Source organism: Cupriavidus gilardii (genome assembly GCF_008801915.1).
GTDB lineage: Bacteria > Pseudomonadota > Gammaproteobacteria > Burkholderiales > Burkholderiaceae > Cupriavidus > Cupriavidus gilardii.
Genome location: NZ_VZOV01000011.1, coordinates 40178 through 56743, shown reverse-complemented (window position 1 = coordinate 56743; position 16566 = coordinate 40178). Strand labels below are relative to the sequence as shown.

Below are 16566 nucleotides of genomic sequence, written 5' to 3'. Positions count from 1 at the left end.
CTGTCTCAGCCGGCCCAGCGGTCGCAGCTCTGCCGCACCGCCTCGCGCAGGCTGCGCGTATCGGCATCGACCTGCCGCGCCCACTCGGCGTCGCCACGGCGGCTGGCGGCCAGCATGCGGATATTGGCCAGCGCCTCCAGCGATCCGAGCGCTTCGGCATGCGGCACCAGCACGTCGCAGATCGACAGGATATGGTCGGCGATCGGCATCCGCGTCAGTTCGTTCGGATGCACGTACTCGCCGTCGAGCCCGAAGCGGCAGGCCTGGAAGCGATTGAAGGTATAGACCAGGTAGTCGTCCTCCTGGGGCACGAACGGCCGCGACAGCAGCAGATAACGCGCCAGCGCCTGGATATAGGCCGCGATATCGCAGGCGCGCGCAACAGTCAGCGGCGTGTCCATGACGCGGACTTCGATGGTGCCGAACTCCGGCTTGGGACGGATATCCCAGTAGAAGTCCTTCATGCTCTCGATCACGCCCGTCTTGCGCATCTTCTCGAAGTACGCGGTGAAGGCGTCCCAGGTCAGCATGAACGGCGCGCGGCCGCTCATCGGGAAGGCCGCGACCGAATTCAGCCGCGCGGAAGCGAAGCCGGTATCGACGCCCTGCACATACGGCGACGACGCGGCAAGCGCAATGAAATGCGGTACGTAGCGGCCAATTGCGTGCAGCAGGAACAGCGAATCGTCGGCGGTCGGGCAACCGATATGCACATGCTGGCCGAACACCGTGAATTGCTTGGCCAGGTAGCCGTACAGCTCGGAGATGTACTGGTAGCGCGGCGAGTCGGAGATCGTCCGATCGGCCCACTGCTGGAACGGATGCGTGCCGCCGCCGCAGATGCCCAGATTCAGCGAATGCGAGGCCTCGACCATCAGGTCGCGCATCGTCGTCAGCTCGGACAGCGCCTGCGCGTAGTCGTGGCAGATTCCGGTGCTGATCTCGATCATCGATGGACTGATCTCCGGCTTGATATCGCCGGCATGCTGGGCGCCCTTCAGCAACCTCAGCAGGTCGGGCGCGAACGGTGCCAGATCGTAGTCATGGCGATTGACCAGCTGCATTTCCAGCTCGACGCCGAAGGTCAGCGCCTCGGATTGCTTGAACGGTTCGAGTGACATCAGCGCCCTCCTCCATTGCCTCTGACCTCGCCGGCATAGCGAAGTGCCCATGCGGCCAGCACCGGCGCCGCGATCTGCTCGATCGCCAGCGCGCACAGCACGATCGCGTTGAGCATTTCCCCGGTTTCAGGATAGAGCCGCGCCACATCGCTCATCAACAGGTAAGCCAGACCCGACATCGGCCCCAGCGCCACGCCGAGTGCCACGCACTGTCTGAGGCTCAGGCCCGAGAACGAACCCAGCGACACCACGCCGCCCAGCTTGGCCAGATGCCGCAGCAGCACCAGCACGATCGCGGCGACCCCGGCGATGGACCAGTCGCGCACGGTCACCGGCAAGCCAAGCGACACCACCATCACGATGATCAGCAGCGTACCGGCGCTGCCAAAATGCGCGGGCCACACGCGCGGCTGATTGTCCTGATGCTTGAACACGACGCCGGCCAGCAGCAGCGTCAGCGGCATCGACAGCTTCAGCAGCCGCGTCAGCGCCAGCGTGAACAGCACGATGCCGACCAGCACCAGAAAGCTGTATTGATCGTCGGCCGGCATCCGCGCATAGACTGCCTGGCTCAGCTTGCCGACCAGCCACGCCAGCAGGCAGGAACCGACCAGCAGATACAGCGGATGCAGCAGCGCGGCGCCGAGATTGCCGTATTCCGAGTGCAGCCAGCCGGTCGCCAGCTGCACGATCACGGCCGCATACATGCTGTTGAGCGCGGTCATCGCCATCAGCCGTTCGGTGACCTGGCCTTCCGCGCGCAACTCGTTCTTCAACTGCAGCACGATCGACGGCGACGTGCTGACCGCGATGCCGCCCGCGAGGATCGCGACGGTCGGGCTTACGCCGATCCATTGCAGCACCGCGGTGACCAGGCCCCAGGTCAGCAGGGACTCGGAGGCGCTGGTAAACAGCAGCCAGCGATTGGCGCGCAGCCAGACCAGCGACAGCCGATGCCCAAGCTCGAACAGCGCGAGCGCCAGCGCCATGTCGATCAGGATGCGGGTCTGCGCGATCATCGTCTGGTCGACGATGGGCCGCCCCAGCGTGCCGGCCAACAGACCGGTGGCGGCATAACCGACGATACGCGGCAATCTCAGATACATCCGGCACACTTCGCCGGCAAGGCCCGCGCCTACCAGCGCGAGGCCGACCCAGAACAGCCCGCTGGGAGCGAGCGGCCAGGTCGGAAATAGTTGGCTCAATCCATTCATGGGTGACATCCTAACGGAAGGGCCTTTGAACCCGTGTCCGGGTTTGTCCGACAAGGCACGAGTTTTGCTGAGGTTTCTGCCAACGTTCTTTCGGATCGCTTCTCCGCTGACCTCACCGCCTGCAGGTCCGGCTTACACGCCCCAGATTTTCCAGGCGGGCCGTGTCGCCTTCAGTGCGTTTTCGACCTTCGCGTACAACGCGCGCGTGCGTCCCTGCGCGGCGCCGCGCGCGCGGGCCTGCAGGAACAGCGCGCGGGCCTCCTCGCGCCGGGCCAGGCCCAGCGCGGCCTGCGCGGCGTGCAGATGCACGTCGGCGTCCCAGTCGTCGCGCACCGCGAAGGCGGCATGGAAGTCGGTCAACGCCTGCGCGTACTGCTCGGCGTCGAGCCGGATCAGCCCGCGCTGCAGGCGTGCCGCGGCCTGGTCCTCGGCATCGCCGTCGGTCAGCGCGATGGCGCGCTCGAACAGCGGCAAGGCGCGTTCGTTGTCGGCCAGTCCCCGCCAGATGCGGCCGAATGCGTCGTAGACCCAGGCATCCTCGATGGCCACCGCGCGCGCCTGCAAGGCCTCGATCTCGTCCAGTGCCAGCGCGCGCTCGCGCGCTTCCATCGAGCCGGCCGAGTTCGCCAGCAGCGTGGCGAAATGCGTGCGCGCATGCGCCATCGACAGCGCGGCCTCGCTGCGCTCCTCGACCGGCAGCGCGTCCAGCCGCGCTTCCATATGCGCGATTGCGGCACGCGCCGCGGCGATCGCGTCGTTGCCGCCGATCGCCTTCCAGGCATGGATCAGCCGGCTGAACACCCAGGTCACGTGGCCCGCATGGCGATCCAGCGGATAGCGGTTCAGTACCTCGCCGGCAACTTCAACGACGCGCTGATGGCGCCCGGCCGCATCGTGGCAGGCCAGCAGATCGAGCCAGTGCTCGATGAAATCGCTGGCCGCGATGCCCTTCTCGTGCAACGCGATGCGTTCGTCGCGCTGCGCCGGATCGTCCAGGTCGAGGCGGCGCGCCAGGCGGTCGCACAGCAGCGAATAGATATGCGGATCGGCGTCGTCGTAACCGCCCTCGCCGGTGGCGAAATACTGTTCGAAGCGGGCCAGGCCCATCTGCCACGCGCGCAGCAGCTGCGGCCGCAACGTGTCCGCCGCAGCGGGTACGCGCTCGATGAAGTCCGCCAGCGCGAGACCGGCAAGGTAATAGCCATGCGCGTCGGTGGCCGCCTCGGTCAAAGCGAAATCGCGCCAGGGCTCGGCCTCGCCGCCCTGATGGCGCCACTCGAGTTCGCGTACCTGCGCCTTCGGGTCCGGCACCTGGCGCTGGTAGACCGCCAGATCCTCACGCGCGCCGGCCAGATCTCCGGACCGCAGACGCAGCGGCGCCAGGATGCGTCGCGCATGCGGGTGATCCGGCTCTTCGGCCAGCACCATCTGCGCCTGCTGCGCGGCCAGCGCGTCGCCCTGCTCCTCGCTCATCTCCAGCAGATCGGCATTGTCCAGGCCGATGCGGGCCAGGCACAGCCGCAGCATCGGCTCGGCACGCCGGCCCTCGGCCTCGGCGCCCTGCACGTGGTCGGCCGCCAGCGCCAGGATGTCGTGCGCGCCCAGATCTGGCGCGCGATACAGCAGGTCGTACCAATAGCGGCCGGCCTCGGCGAACTGGCCCAGCCGGTAATGCGCGAGTCCCGCATGCAACTGCGCGCTCCATTCGCCGGTCGCCAGCCCATTACGCCGCGCTGCTTCCTCCAGCCAGGGCAGCGCCTCGGCAAAGCGCTGCTGGTTCATCAGCAGCATGCCGTAGCGATGCGCGAGCACACCGCGCGAGGCCCAGCGGTGCGCCGGCTGCAGCGGCAGCTCGGGCAGCCGGGCCAGTGCCGCGTCGAGCGCGGCCAGCGCCTGCTCGGGCTCGCCCTTGTCGAACAGCAGCCGGGCGCGCAGCGCCTCGTAATCGACGACCTCGGGCCGCTGGCGCGCCAACGCGTCGATCACCGCCAGCGCTTCGTCGTAGCGCTCCTGCGTGGCGAGCTCGATGGCGTGGTCGTAGCTGACTGGCTGCGCGGACACGGGTACTCCTTCAGGGTGATGGGCAAAGAGAGACAACTGGGATAGCGAGGAAACGGCAAGACCGCGATTATGCGCCACCGGCGAGGCAAGGCCGCGGAAGCGCGCGGAAGAGCCCTGGGCGAACACGGCGCCCAAAGAAAACGCCACCGGAAGGTGGCGTGAGTCTGCTGAGGGTTCCGGGACGATCCGGGGCAATCCGATCGTCCCCGCAGACGGGGACCCAAGGCTTATCGAAGACGCTGGGTTCCCGCCCGGGCGGGCGCGACGCGACGTGGGGCGCCGCGGGAACGAGGCTTACTTGCCGCCCAGCGTTTCCAGCACGGTCCACTTGCCACCGACGACCTTGTAGACGGTGATGCCGCCGTCCTTCAGGTCGCCGCGCGCGTCGTAGGCCAAGGTCTTGGTGGTGACGCCCGGCATGTTGGTCGCCGCCAGCACCGGCAGATAGCGCGCCGGATCGGCAGAGCCGGCCTTGATCATCGCGGTCATCAGCGCGGTGGCGCCGTCGTAGGCGTACGGCGAGTAGGTCTGCACCTTGCTGCCGAAGCGCTTCTCGTAGGCCTGCGCATACTTGGCACCGCCCGGCATCTGCTCCAGCGGCAGGCCGGCCAGCGACACCACCGTGCCTTCGGCGGCCGGACCGGCCAGCTTCAGGAAGTTGTCGGTCTTGGACATCTCGCCCGACACCAGCGGTGCCTTCAGACCCAGTTCCTTGATCTGCTTGGCCATCGGCGCGGACTGCGTCTCGGCGCCGCCGAAGAAGATGATGTCCGGGTTGCTGCGCTTGATGTTGGTCAGCACGGCCTTGAAGTCCACCGCCTTGTCGTTGGTGTACTCGCGGCGCACGATCTTGCCGCCGGCGGCCTTGGCGGCCTTCTCGAACTCGTCGGCCAGGCCCTGGCCGTACGCGGTACGGTCATCGACGATGGCGATGTTCCTGGCGCCGAGCTTCTTGACCACGAAGTTGCCGATCACCGAACCCTGCTGGGTGTCCGAGGTCATCATGCGGAAGGTGGTCTTGAAGCCCTGGCGGGTGTATTCCGGCGCGGTCGCCATCGCGATCTGCGCGATGCCGGCGCGGTTGTAGACCATCGATGCCGGGATGCTGGTGCCGGAGTTGAAATGGCCCAGCATGCCCTGGATGCCGTTGTCGACCAGCTTCTGCGCGACCACCGAACCGGTCTTCGGATCGGCCTGGTCGTCCTCGGACAGCAGCACGAACTTGACTTCCTTGCCGCCGATCTTCGGCTTGGTGGCGTTCATCTGCTCGATCGCCAGCACCACGCCGTTCTGCATGTCCTTGCCGTACTGCGCCTGGCCGCCGGTCATCGGCGCGGCAAAGCCGAGCTTGATCTCCTGCGCCTGCGCGAACGCGGCGGACGCCGCGGTCAGGCCGGCGATCGTCAGTGCGACGGTCAGCGCCGTCTTGTGGAAGGTCGTGTTCATCCGTTCTCCTTGGGTAGCCTGTAGGCCGGTTCACTGCACTGTTGGAAGCGTTCGGCCCACCCCTGCGGACCACGCCTTCTTTGGTGGCACAGCGAGGGCGGGATCGCCGCCGCACCTGCGCCTGTCTGGCGCCCAACCCGGGCGTCGGACCGATACGTCCGACCGGGTCGGGCGGTCAGTCGTTGCGGTCAGCCGATCGTCATCAGGCTCGCGTTGCCGCCGGCCGCCGCGGTATTGACCGACAGCGAGCGCTCCATCAGCAGACGCTCCAGCGCGATGCCGGTGTCGCCATGGCCCAGCCCCTGCACGCCGACGATCGGTCCGGGCCGCTGCGCGACCTGTTCGCATACCGCGCGCAGCTGATCCGAATCGCCGTGATGCAGCACCGCATCGAAGGCCACGTCGGCCGCGGTCCAGTCGGCAACCACGCGGACGCGCGATTGTACTGCCTTCGGCAGGCGCGCATACAGCGTGCGCGCGGGTTCGACGTCCTGCCACAACACGCCGGCGCCGACCGCCAGCACCGCGGCCAGTTGCGTGGCCAGATCCGCCTCGTTCGGCGCCAGGCACAGCACGGTGTCGCGCGGCAGCAGCGTGTAGGTATTGCGCTCGCCGGTCGGGCCCGGCAGCGTCACCGTCATGCCGGAGGTCGAGGCGGCGGCAAAGCGTTCGCACTGCTGCGCCAGCTCCGGCATGGCGGCAGCCGTCGCCGCCCACTGGCGATAGGCGTCGAAGGCGGCCTGGGCCTCGGGCCGCAGGACCGCGCGCGGCTCCGCGGCCGGCGCGTCGGCTGCCGCGGCGGGACGGGCGGCGGCAAGGGCGACGGCAACGAATGCGTCCTGCGGGCAGGTCGACAGCAGGCGGTGCAGATAGAGCGGACCGCCGGCCTTCGGACCGGTGCCCGACAGGCCCTCGCCGCCGAACGGCTGCACGCCGACCACTGCGCCGACGATATTGCGGTTGACGTAGAGGTTGCCGACATGGGCGCGAGCGACGATGTGTTCGATCGTTTCGTCGATGCGGGTGTGCACGCCCATGGTCAGACCGTAGCCGGTGGCATTGATCTGGTCGAGCAGCGCGTCCAGGCGCGCCCGCTGGTAGCGCACCACGTGCAGCACCGGGCCGAACACCTCGCGCTGCAGCTCGCCGATGTGGTTCAGCTCGATCAGCGTCGGCGGCACGAAGGTGCCATGGCGGCAGGCGGCCGACATCGCCGCGTTCGGATCGGCCTGATGGACGCGGCGGCCCTTGGCCCGCATCGCCTCGATATGCTTGACGATGCCGGCGCGCGCCTCCTCGTCGATCACCGGGCCGACATCGGTCGACAGACGGTCCGGGTTGGCCATCGTCAGTTCGGCCATCGCGCCCTTGAGCATCTCCAGCACGCGGTCTGCGACATCGTCCTGCAGACACAGCACGCGCAGCGCGGAGCAGCGCTGGCCGGCCGAATCGAACGCTGAGGTCACGACATCGGCGACCACCTGTTCGGCCAGCGCCGACGAGTCGACGATCATCCCGTTCTGGCCGCCGGTCTCGGCAATCAGCGGCACCGGGCGGCCGGCGGCATCGAGGCGGCCGGCAAGGTTGCGCTGCAGCAGCCGCGCGACCTCGGTCGAGCCGGTGAACATCACGCCCTTGACGCGCGCATCCCCGACCAGCGCCGCGCCGACTGTCTCGCCGCGGCCCGGCAGCAACTGCACGGCGCCGGCCGGCACGCCGGCCTCGCGCAGCAGGCGTACCGCCTGCGCCGCGATCAGCGGAGTCTGTTCGGCCGGCTTGGCCAGCACCGTGTTGCCGGCAGCCAGCGCCGCGGCAACCTGGCCGGTGAAGATCGCCAGCGGGAAGTTCCATGGGCTGATGCAGACCACCGGTCCCAGCGGGCGGTGCGTGTCGTTCGAGAAATGCTCGCGCACCTGCACTGCGTAGTAGCGCAGGAAGTCGACCGCCTCGCGTACTTCCGCGATCGCGTTCGAGAACGTCTTGCCGGCCTCGCGCATGATCACGCCCATCAGCGCCTGCATCTGCGCTTCCATCAGATCGGCGGCGCGCTCCAGCGCGGCCGCGCGGACCTCGGGCGGCGTGGCCTGCCAGATCGGCGCGGCGTTGACCGCGGCCTGCAGCGCGGCCTCGACATCGGCCGCGCTGGCCTCGGTGACCTGGCCGACCACATCGCGATGGTCCGAAGGATTGAGCACCGGCGCGGTTTCGCCGCCGCCGACGCCATCGACGCCGCTGACACCCAGCATCGGCTCGGCGCTCAGGCGCTCGGTCGCGCCATGCAGCAGCGCCGACGACAGCGAGGCCAGGCGATGCTCGTTCGACAGATCGAGGCCCGCCGAATTGGCGCGCGCCTTGCCGTACAGGCTGCGCGGCATCGGAATGCGCGGATGCGGCAGGCCCAGCGTGCCCTCCTCCTTGTGCATCCGTTCGACCTGCGCGACCGGATCGGCCACCAGTTCGTCCAGCGAGACGGAGTCGTCGGCGATGCGGTTGACGAAGGACGTATTGGCGCCGTTCTCCAGCAGGCGCCGCACCAGGTAGGCCAGCAGCGTCTCGTGCGTGCCGACCGGCGCGTAGATCCGGCACGGCCGGTTCAGCTTGCCCTCGGCGACCGGGCCGACCACCTGGTCGTACAGCGGCTCGCCCATGCCGTGCAGGCACTGGAATTCGTACTGGCCGGGGTAGTAGCTATGGCCGGCGATCTGGTAGATCGCGGCCAGCGTGTGCGCGTTGTGGGTGGCGAACTGCGGATAGATCGCGTCGGGCACCGACAGCAGCTTGCGCGCGCACGCGAGGTACGACACGTCGGTGTAGACCTTGCGCGTGTAGACCGGATAGCCCTCCAGGCCGTCGACCTGGGCGCGCTTGATCTCGCTGTCCCAGTAGGCGCCCTTGACCAGCCGGATCATCAGGCGATGACGGCTGCGGCGCGCCAGATCGATCAGATAGTCGATCACGAAGGGACAGCGCTTCTGGTAGCCCTGCACGACGAAGCCGATGCCGTTCCAGCCGGCCAGCTCGGGCTCGAAGCAGAGCCGTTCCAGCAGGTCCAGCGAGATCTCCAGCCGGTCGGCTTCCTCGGCGTCGATATTGATGCCGATGTCGTACTGGCGGGCCAGCAGCGTCAACGACTTGAGCCGCCCGTACAGCTCGCCGAGCACGCGCTCGTGCTGGGCGCGGCTGTAGCGCGGATGCAGGGCCGACAGCTTGATCGAGATGCCCGGGCCCTCGTAGATGCCGCGGCCGCGCGACGCCTGGCCGATCGCGTGGATGGCCTGCTCGTAGGAAGCCAGGTAGCGCTGCGCGTCGGCCTCGGTCATCGCCGCCTCGCCCAGCATGTCGTACGAATAGCGGAAGCCCTGGGCCTCGTACTTGCGCGCGTTGGCCAGCGCTTCCGAAATGGTCTCGCCGGTGACGAACTGCTCGCCCATCAGCCGCATCGCCATGTCGACGCCCTTGCGGATCAGCGGCTCGCCGCCCTTGCCGATGATGCGGGTCAGTGCGCGGGTCAGGCCCGCCTCGTTGTGGGTCGACACCAGCTTGCCGGTCACCAGCAGGCCCCAGGTCGCGGCGTTGACGAACAGCGACGGGCTCTGGCCCAGGTGCGACTGCCAGTTGGCGCCGCTGATCTTGTCGCGGATCAGCGCGTCGCGCGTGGCCTTGTCGGGAATGCGCAGCAGCGCCTCGGCCAGGCACATCAGCGCCACGCCTTCCTGCGACGACAGCGAGAATTCCTGGATCAACCCCTGCACCAGTCCTTCGCGGCCGCTGCCGACCTTCTGCTGGCGCAGATTCAGGGCCAGCTTCCTGGCCATTGCCAGCGCGGCGTCGGCCTGCTGCTGCGGCAAGCGGGCCTGCTCGAGCAGCACCGGCACGCAGTCGGTCTCGGGCCGGCGGTAGGCGGAGGTGATGGCGGCGCGCAGCACCGACTGGGGCTGGATGCTTTGGGCGAATTCGAGGAATGGCTGCGGCGCGCCCTCGCCGGCGACCGCCTCCAGCGTGTCGGCGCCATCGTTCTCGGGCTGGCCACTGCCGTTGATCTCGTGCGGCGCCTGTCCGCGCTCGATCTGCTCGAGGTAGGAGAAGATCGCCTGCTTGATCAGCCAGTGCGGCGTCCGATCGATCGACTGGGCGACGCGCTTCAGGCGGTCGCGGGAGGCGTCGTCGAGCTTGACGCCGAGGGTGGTGGTGGCCATGCGAGGAGATCTCCGAGGGACGCGCTTGCCGCCCTCGGTGCCCGGCCAGCGTCATGCGGGCCGGAATGGTCGGTGCGGAAGTCGCGTGATGTGACGCAAACTGGAGCGATCATAACCTCGAAGAAAGCTAGGGTGCAACCTGGTATCACCCATTAGTGCAACCACGTCGGATGTGCCGATGTCTTGCGGTTGCACCATGAATCCGGCCGGTCCGGATGTCCGGGCCTTCCAGGACCCTGCCTCAGATCCGCAGCGGGTCGATCTCCAACTGCCAGCGCACCCCTTTGACGGTGGCCCCAACCTCGCCGAAAGTTTGCGTCCACTCTCCGACAAAGCGTTGCAGCGCCATGCGGGAGCCGCTTTCGAGCAGCATCTGGGCACGCTCGCGGTTGGCGATGCGCACCATCGACATCGGTACCGGATCGTGCAGTTGCACCTCGGCGCCCAAGGCAATGCCGTCGGCGCGGTCGCGGGCGGCATGCAGGAAATCCAGCGCCCGTTGCAACTGGCCGTGCTCGGCCGTCACCAGCACCTGATGGACGAAAGGCGGCAGCCCGGCCTGCCGGCGTTCGCGCAGCTGCGTGGCGGCGAAGCCGTCGTAGTCGTGCCGTACCAAAGCTTGCAGCGCGGGCGCGTCCGGATACCGGGTCTGGATCAGCACCTCGCCCGCCAGGCCGGCGCGCCCCGCACGGCCCGACACCTGCATCAGCGAGGCGAACAGGTGCTCGGCCGCGCGGAAGTCGTGGCTGAACATCGCCGCGTCGGGATGGACGATGCCGACCAGCGTCACGCGCTGGAAGTCGTGGCCCTTGGCGATCATCTGGGTACCGACCAGGATGTCGACCTCGCCGGCGTGGACCTCGTCGAACATTGCCTGCGCACTGCCCTTGCGGCGCGTCGAATCGGCGTCGATGCGCGCGATCCGCGCCTGCGGGAAGCGCGCGGCCAGCGCCTCCTCGATCCGCTGCGTGCCGCGGCCCAGCGGGGCGATGTCGACGTTGCCGCAGTCGGGGCAGTGGTGCGGGATGCGGGCCTCGAAGCCGCAGTGATGACAGCGCAGGCAGCGCTCGGGACGATGCAGCACCAGGTACGCCGAGCAGCGCGGACAGCCGGACAGCCAGCCGCAGCTGTCGCAGGCGATCACCGGTGCGTAGCCGCGCCGGTTCAGGAACAGCAGGCTCTGCTCGCCACGGGCCAGGCGCGCCTCGATCGCCTGCAGCAGCGGCGCCGACAGGCCCTCGTACAGCGGCCGCTGGCGCTGCCGCTCATGGTTCAGATCGATCAGCCGCACCGTCGGCAGCACCGCCTCCGCCTGCGCGCGCTCGCGCAGTACCAGCTTGCGGTAGGCCCCCTGCTCGGCGCGCCACCAGGACTCCATCGACGGCGTGGCCGAGCCCAGCACCACCGGGATGGCGAGTTGCTTGGCGCGCCAGACCGCCAGGTCGCGGGCCGAATAGCGCAGGCCTTCCTGCTGCTTGTACGAGGTGTCGTGCTCCTCGTCGACGACGATCAGCGCCAGCGCCGGCAGCGACGCCATCACTGCCATCCGCGTGCCCAGCACGATGCGCGCCTCGCCGCGATGCGCGGCCAGCCAGTGCAGCGTGCGCTCCTGGTCGGCCATGCCGCTGTGAAGCACAGCCAGCGGCGCGGCCGGAAAGCGCGCCGCGATGCGTGCCTGCAGCTGCGGCGTCAGATTGATTTCCGGCACCAGCATCAGCACCTGCGCGGCCGGGTCGCGGGCCAGCGTTGCCGCGATCGCGTGCAGGTAGACCTCGGTCTTGCCGCTGCCGGTCACGCCGTGCAGCAGAAACGGCGCGAAGCCGGTAGCGGCGGCGATGGCGTCGACGGCCTGGCGCTGTTCCGGGTGCAGCGCGGGGATCGGCGAGACTGGCGATGGGGTGGCTGGCGATGGGGTGACTGACGGTGTGGGCGCTGTCGATGCCGCCGCCGTATTGGCCGGTTCATCCGGACTGCCCGGTTCGCCCGGCTCGCCCTGCCCGGTGGATTCCTGCGGCTCGGCGGCCGTCAGCAGCGGCCGGTCCACCGTCTCGCGCTCGACCCAGCCTGCCTCCGTCCACTGCGCAAGGCGCGCCGGCGCGGCCGTGCAGAGCGCGCGGGCGCCTTGCTGGGTCAACCACTGCCCTTGCGAGGCGGCATCGATCAGCGCCTTTGCCAGTGCGCCGACCGAACGCGCGCGCGGCGGCACCGTGACCAGCAGCACCTCGGCACAGCCGTCGCGCAGACGGAAGCGCTCGGTGCGCGCGCGTGCCGCCAGCCGCGGCCACGTCTGCGCGTCGCGCAAACCGGGCGGCAAGGCGGGCAGGATCACCTCGCCCAGCCGCCGGTGGTAATAGGCGGCCGCAAAGGCGGCCAGCGCCAGCCAGTGCGCATTGAGCGGCGGCAGCCACGCCAGCCGCTGCGAGACCGGGCGCAGACGGTCGGCCGGTACCTCGCTGCGATCGGTGCCCGCAATGGCGACGCCCACCATCTCGCGCCGGCCGAACGGCACGGCCACGACCTCGCCCGGACGGACGAGGCCGCCGTCCAGATCGGCGTTCAGATAGTCGAAGCGGTCGTCGGCGGGCGTGTCCAGCGCGATCTGCACCAGCGGCGCCGCGGCGCCTTCGATTTCGGCTTCGGTCAGTGACGGCGAGCTTGCCGGGGGGGAAGACGGGGGCGACACGATCAGCGCAGGCCAGGACGGCAGACCGGGACGGCCGCCGCCAGAGTGTGCACCATACCCGACACATCGTCTCCGAGACTGTGCATCGGCGGCGCGATGTCGGGAGCACGGCGGCGACGCGCCGCCCGTTGGGTGCAGTGCAGCATCAACTTAAAGTAAAACTTCAAATGTGGGGCTAAGTCGATGATAGATGACCAGTTTTCCCATCTCTCCACATCGCCTGTGGATAACTTTGTTGAAAACTTGGGCCGACTTGCCGCCAAGGCGCGCGAAACAAGGCTTTCTGGGTCACGACCACGCTCTGGTGCCTGCTGTCAAGTCATTAAAAATCAATGACTTAGCAATATCCCCCGATCGTGTTAAGTAATTACCCGCTCGTGCACTGCGGAAAGCCCATTTGTGTGCATAAGTCAAGCCTTGACAGGCACCGATTCATCACCGAAGCGCCATGATGGCGCCCCGCATATGCACGAACCGGCAGCCCAGACCGGCTGCAGCAGCCGGCCGCCTATGCCCCCGCGCCGCCACGCTGCCGCAGGGCGCGACTGTGGCGATGCACTTCGTCCACCAGCACCGACACGCTTTCCGGCGGCGTGAATTGCGAGATGCCATGTCCGAGGTTGAAGACATGGCCGTCGCTGCCGCCACCGGCCGCGTAGTCGTCCAGCACGCGGCGGGCCTGTTCGCGGATGCCGGCCTCGTCCGCGAACAGCACGGTCGGATCGAGATTGCCCTGCAGCGCCACGCGGCCTGCGGTGCGCCGGCGCGCTGCGGCCAGGTTGACGGTCCAGTCGAGGCCGATGGCGTCGGCGCCGCTGTCAGCCAGCTGTTCCAGCCACAGGCCGCCGCCCTTGGTAAAGACGATCACCGGCACGCTCTCGCCCTGCTGCTCGCGGCGCAGGCCGGCAATGACCCGGCGCATGTAGTCGAGCGAGAAGCGCTGGTACATGCCGTCAGCCAGCGTGCCGCCCCAGGTATCGAACAGCATCACGGCCTGGGCCCCGGCCTCGATCTGTGCGTTCAGATAGGCGGACACGGCCTGCGCATTGATCTCGAGGATCCGGTGCATCAGGTCCGGACGGGCATACATCATGCCCTTGACCAGCCGGAAGTCATCGGAGCCGCCGCCTTCGACCATGTAGCAGGCCAACGTCCACGGACTGCCGGAGAAGCCGATCAGCGGCACGCGCTGGCGGCCGTCCTGCACCAGCGCGCGGCGGATCGAGGCGACCGCATCGAACACATATTGCAGCTCGCCCATGTCGGGCACCGCCAGCTTGGCCACATCGGCCTCGGTTCGCAGCGGCCGCGCAAAGCGCGGACCTTCGCCCTGGGCAAACGACAGGCCCAGGCCCATCGCGTCGGGTACGGTCAGGATGTCCGAGAACAGGATCGCGGCGTCGAGCGGGAAGCGGTCGAGCGGCTGCAGCGTGACTTCGGTGGCAAAGGCCGGATTCTTCGCCAGGCCCAGAAAGCTGCCGGCTCGTGCGCGCGTGGCGTTGTACTCGGGCAGGTAGCGCCCGGCCTGGCGCATCAGCCATAGCGGCGTGTATTCGGTCGGCTGGCGGCGCAGCGCGCGCAGGAAGATGTCGTTTTGCAGTGCGGTCATGGCGGTCCTCGTCAGCCCGCCATTCTACGGGATCGCCACACCGCCGCCGGCAGTATCGGCGGTATTGCGGCGCCATGATACCGCGCGCCGTCTTGCCGGACTCACTGCTCGTCCAGCAGCTGCGCAAAGGCCTGGGCACCGCGCCGCATCCATTCCCGTGCGCGCGGCGACTCGCCTTGCAGGCGTGCGAAGCCATGGGTCATGCCGCTGGCTTCGATGGTGATCACCGCGGCGCCTTCGCGGACCAGATGATCGGCGTACGCCAGGCCGTCGTCGCGCAGCACGTCGTGAGCCGCGACCAGTACCACCGTCGACGGAGGAACCGGTCGGGAGCCGCCGGGCGGCGGCGCCATCAGATGCAGGCGGGGATCGTCGATCGCGGAACCGTCCGCCAGCCGCGCTTCGCCGATGAACTGCGCCCAGTACCACGCCATTTCGTCGCGGGTCAGGCCCGGCCCGGACGCGAAGGCGCGATAGCTCTCGCTGGCGAAACGCGGTGCCGTGACCGGATAGATCAGCAGCTGCGCACGCACCAGGCCCGGCGTATCGGCATTGGCCAATGCCGCGGCCTGTGCTGCAAGATGGCCGCCAGCGCTGTCGCCGGCGACAGCGAGAAAACCCGGATCGACATCGAGTGCGTCGCGCCGCTGCGCCAGCCAGCGCAGCGCATCGAGCGCGTCGTCGCAGGGCGCGGGATAGGGGTGCTCCGGCGCCAGCCGGTAGTCGACGCTGACGACCGCGCAGCCGGTATCGAGCGCCAGTGCCGCGGCGACGCCGTGGTGGGTGTCGTGCGAACCGACGACCCAGCCGCCGCCATGGAAATAGACCAGCAGGCGCGGCTTGTCCACCGCCGCGGGACGGAACTGGCGCGCGCTCAACGTCCTGCCCGCGAGCGCGATCGGCAACTCCGAGACGGATAGGCCATCCGGATCGGGCCGATACGACAGCGCCGCGACTTCGCGGAAGCGGGCGCGCCGCTGCGCCGCGTCGACGGGCACCGGCGCGCCGGCGAAACGCTCGGCAAGTCCGCGATAGTAGGCAAGCAGGTCTGGGTCGATGGCCATGGCGCGCTGGGCAGCAAACGTGAAGGGAAGTAAAAGGACGGAATGCGAGGGGGTCGATTCGAAGGCGCGAATCGAATGCTCGAATCGAAGGCCCGAATGATAGGCGACGACGCCGCTCAAGCGCGCATCGATTCGATCTTGCTGCAGCGATCCTGCACCGCCATCAGGCCGGCGTTCTTCGCACGGACTACGGCCGCATCATTGACGATGCCGAGTTGCAGCCACACGCCCCGTGCGCCGATCGCAATCGCGTCGTCCACGACCGGCGGCACATCGGGCGAGCGCCGGAAGATATCGACCCAGTCGATGCGCGCGCCCTCCGCCGCCAACGCGCGCGCGGCGTCCTGCAGCGAGGCATGGCAGCGCTCGCCCAGGATGGAGTCGCCGGCGTGGTTGGGATTGACGGGCACGATCCTGTGACCATGCCGCTGCAGAAAGGCGGCCACCTCGTGGCTGGCGCGCTCGGGCTTGTCGGACAGGCCGACCACGGCGACCGTGCGCAGCTTCAACATGCCGTCAATATCGGCCTGCAGGGTGTCCATTCAGTGCTCCTCGACAACCGGGCATGTCGCCCGTTGCGATGGAACACTGCCGGTGCACGCACCCGGCGTCAACCCCGACGAGGTGAGGGGACCAGCAGTGCCGAAACGGAAATAGTCATGCACCAGAACGATGCCAGCGTGCGGCAGCCAACAGAGTGGGCCTATTTTTGTGGCTATTGCGGCGAATTTGCCGTCTTTTCGCTTTCAACTACTTGCAAACCGATACACTTTGTTACTGCCATCAGGGGAAGTTTCCCCCACAATGCTTTGACACATTGTGAACTTTGTGACGGCGCCGCAAGCCAGAGAGCCCAAGGCGCGCTGAAGAAAGCCCAGCAGCAGGATGTATTGCCGGTGTCCCGATAGACGGCGCGAATAGTAGTGAAATCGGCGCCCGGTCGGATGCCGGTTCTGGCGAACGGTAGCGAAGCCTGCAAGACAGGCTGTCCATGCAACAGGACACGCTACACGTCGCCCGACCGAACCCGTTCCTTCGAATTGACCCCTCGAAGGGATTTTCCCGTCCGCGCGGAGCCTCCCCGGCCCGCGCGCTTTTTTTTGTCGTTTTAGTTTTTTGTCAGTGTTTGTCTGACTTCAGCCAACAGCATAGCTCGCATGATGAAAAAAGGC

Annotated in this window: 10 protein-coding genes; 1 reads left to right on the top strand and 9 read right to left on the bottom strand. The window is 68.2% G+C overall.

The window, feature by feature from the left end; genetic code table 11:
- Positions 1-5: 5 nt before the first annotated feature.
- The 9 genes from F7Q96_RS14710 to F7Q96_RS14670 form a co-directional block, all read right to left on the bottom strand.
- Entirely contained in the window at positions 6-1121 is a 1116-nt protein-coding gene (locus F7Q96_RS14710) for a YbdK family carboxylate-amine ligase (RefSeq protein WP_053822833.1), read from the bottom strand.
- Positions 1121-2344, bottom strand: a complete 1224-nt coding sequence (locus F7Q96_RS14705) for a cation:proton antiporter (RefSeq protein WP_064574726.1) — start codon at positions 2342-2344, stop codon at positions 1121-1123. The genes F7Q96_RS14710 and F7Q96_RS14705 overlap by 1 nt, the downstream gene beginning before the upstream one ends.
- Before the next feature lie 123 nt (positions 2345-2467).
- Positions 2468-4396, bottom strand: coding sequence for a tetratricopeptide repeat protein (locus tag F7Q96_RS14700; RefSeq protein WP_053822834.1), 1929 nt, complete (start codon positions 4394-4396; stop codon positions 2468-2470).
- Between the two features lie 294 nt (positions 4397-4690).
- A complete protein-coding gene (locus tag F7Q96_RS14695; protein WP_053822835.1) occupies positions 4691-5842 on the bottom strand; it encodes a branched-chain amino acid ABC transporter substrate-binding protein in 1152 nt (383 codons plus the stop codon).
- Between the two features lie 188 nt (positions 5843-6030).
- On the bottom strand, positions 6031-10038 hold the full coding sequence (gene putA / locus F7Q96_RS14690; protein WP_053822836.1) for a trifunctional transcriptional regulator/proline dehydrogenase/L-glutamate gamma-semialdehyde dehydrogenase: 4008 nt from the start codon (positions 10036-10038) through the stop codon (positions 6031-6033).
- 241 nt (positions 10039-10279) lie between these two features.
- Positions 10280-12682, bottom strand: coding sequence for a primosomal protein N' (locus F7Q96_RS14685; protein WP_249041683.1), 2403 nt, complete (start codon positions 12680-12682; stop codon positions 10280-10282).
- A gap of 547 nt (positions 12683-13229) precedes the next feature.
- Complete coding sequence (hemE, locus tag F7Q96_RS14680) at positions 13230-14330, bottom strand: uroporphyrinogen decarboxylase (RefSeq protein ID WP_053822837.1); 1101 nt, start codon at positions 14328-14330, stop codon at positions 13230-13232.
- 101 nt (positions 14331-14431) lie between these two features.
- The gene (locus tag F7Q96_RS14675) at positions 14432-15394 is read right to left on the bottom strand and encodes an alpha/beta hydrolase (protein ID WP_053823244.1); all 963 of its coding nucleotides are present in this window, start codon (positions 15392-15394) and stop codon (positions 14432-14434) included.
- 116 nt (positions 15395-15510) lie between these two features.
- Positions 15511-15936: a CoA-binding protein gene (locus F7Q96_RS14670; RefSeq protein WP_053822838.1), complete on the bottom strand. Its 426-nt coding sequence runs from the start codon at positions 15934-15936 to the stop codon at positions 15511-15513.
- Between the two features lie 117 nt (positions 15937-16053).
- On the opposite strand from F7Q96_RS14670, the gene F7Q96_RS14665 reads away from it, so the two are divergent.
- Positions 16054-16302, top strand: coding sequence for a hypothetical protein (locus F7Q96_RS14665; protein WP_144425856.1), 249 nt, complete (start codon positions 16054-16056; stop codon positions 16300-16302).
- Positions 16303-16566: the final 264 nt, after the last annotated feature.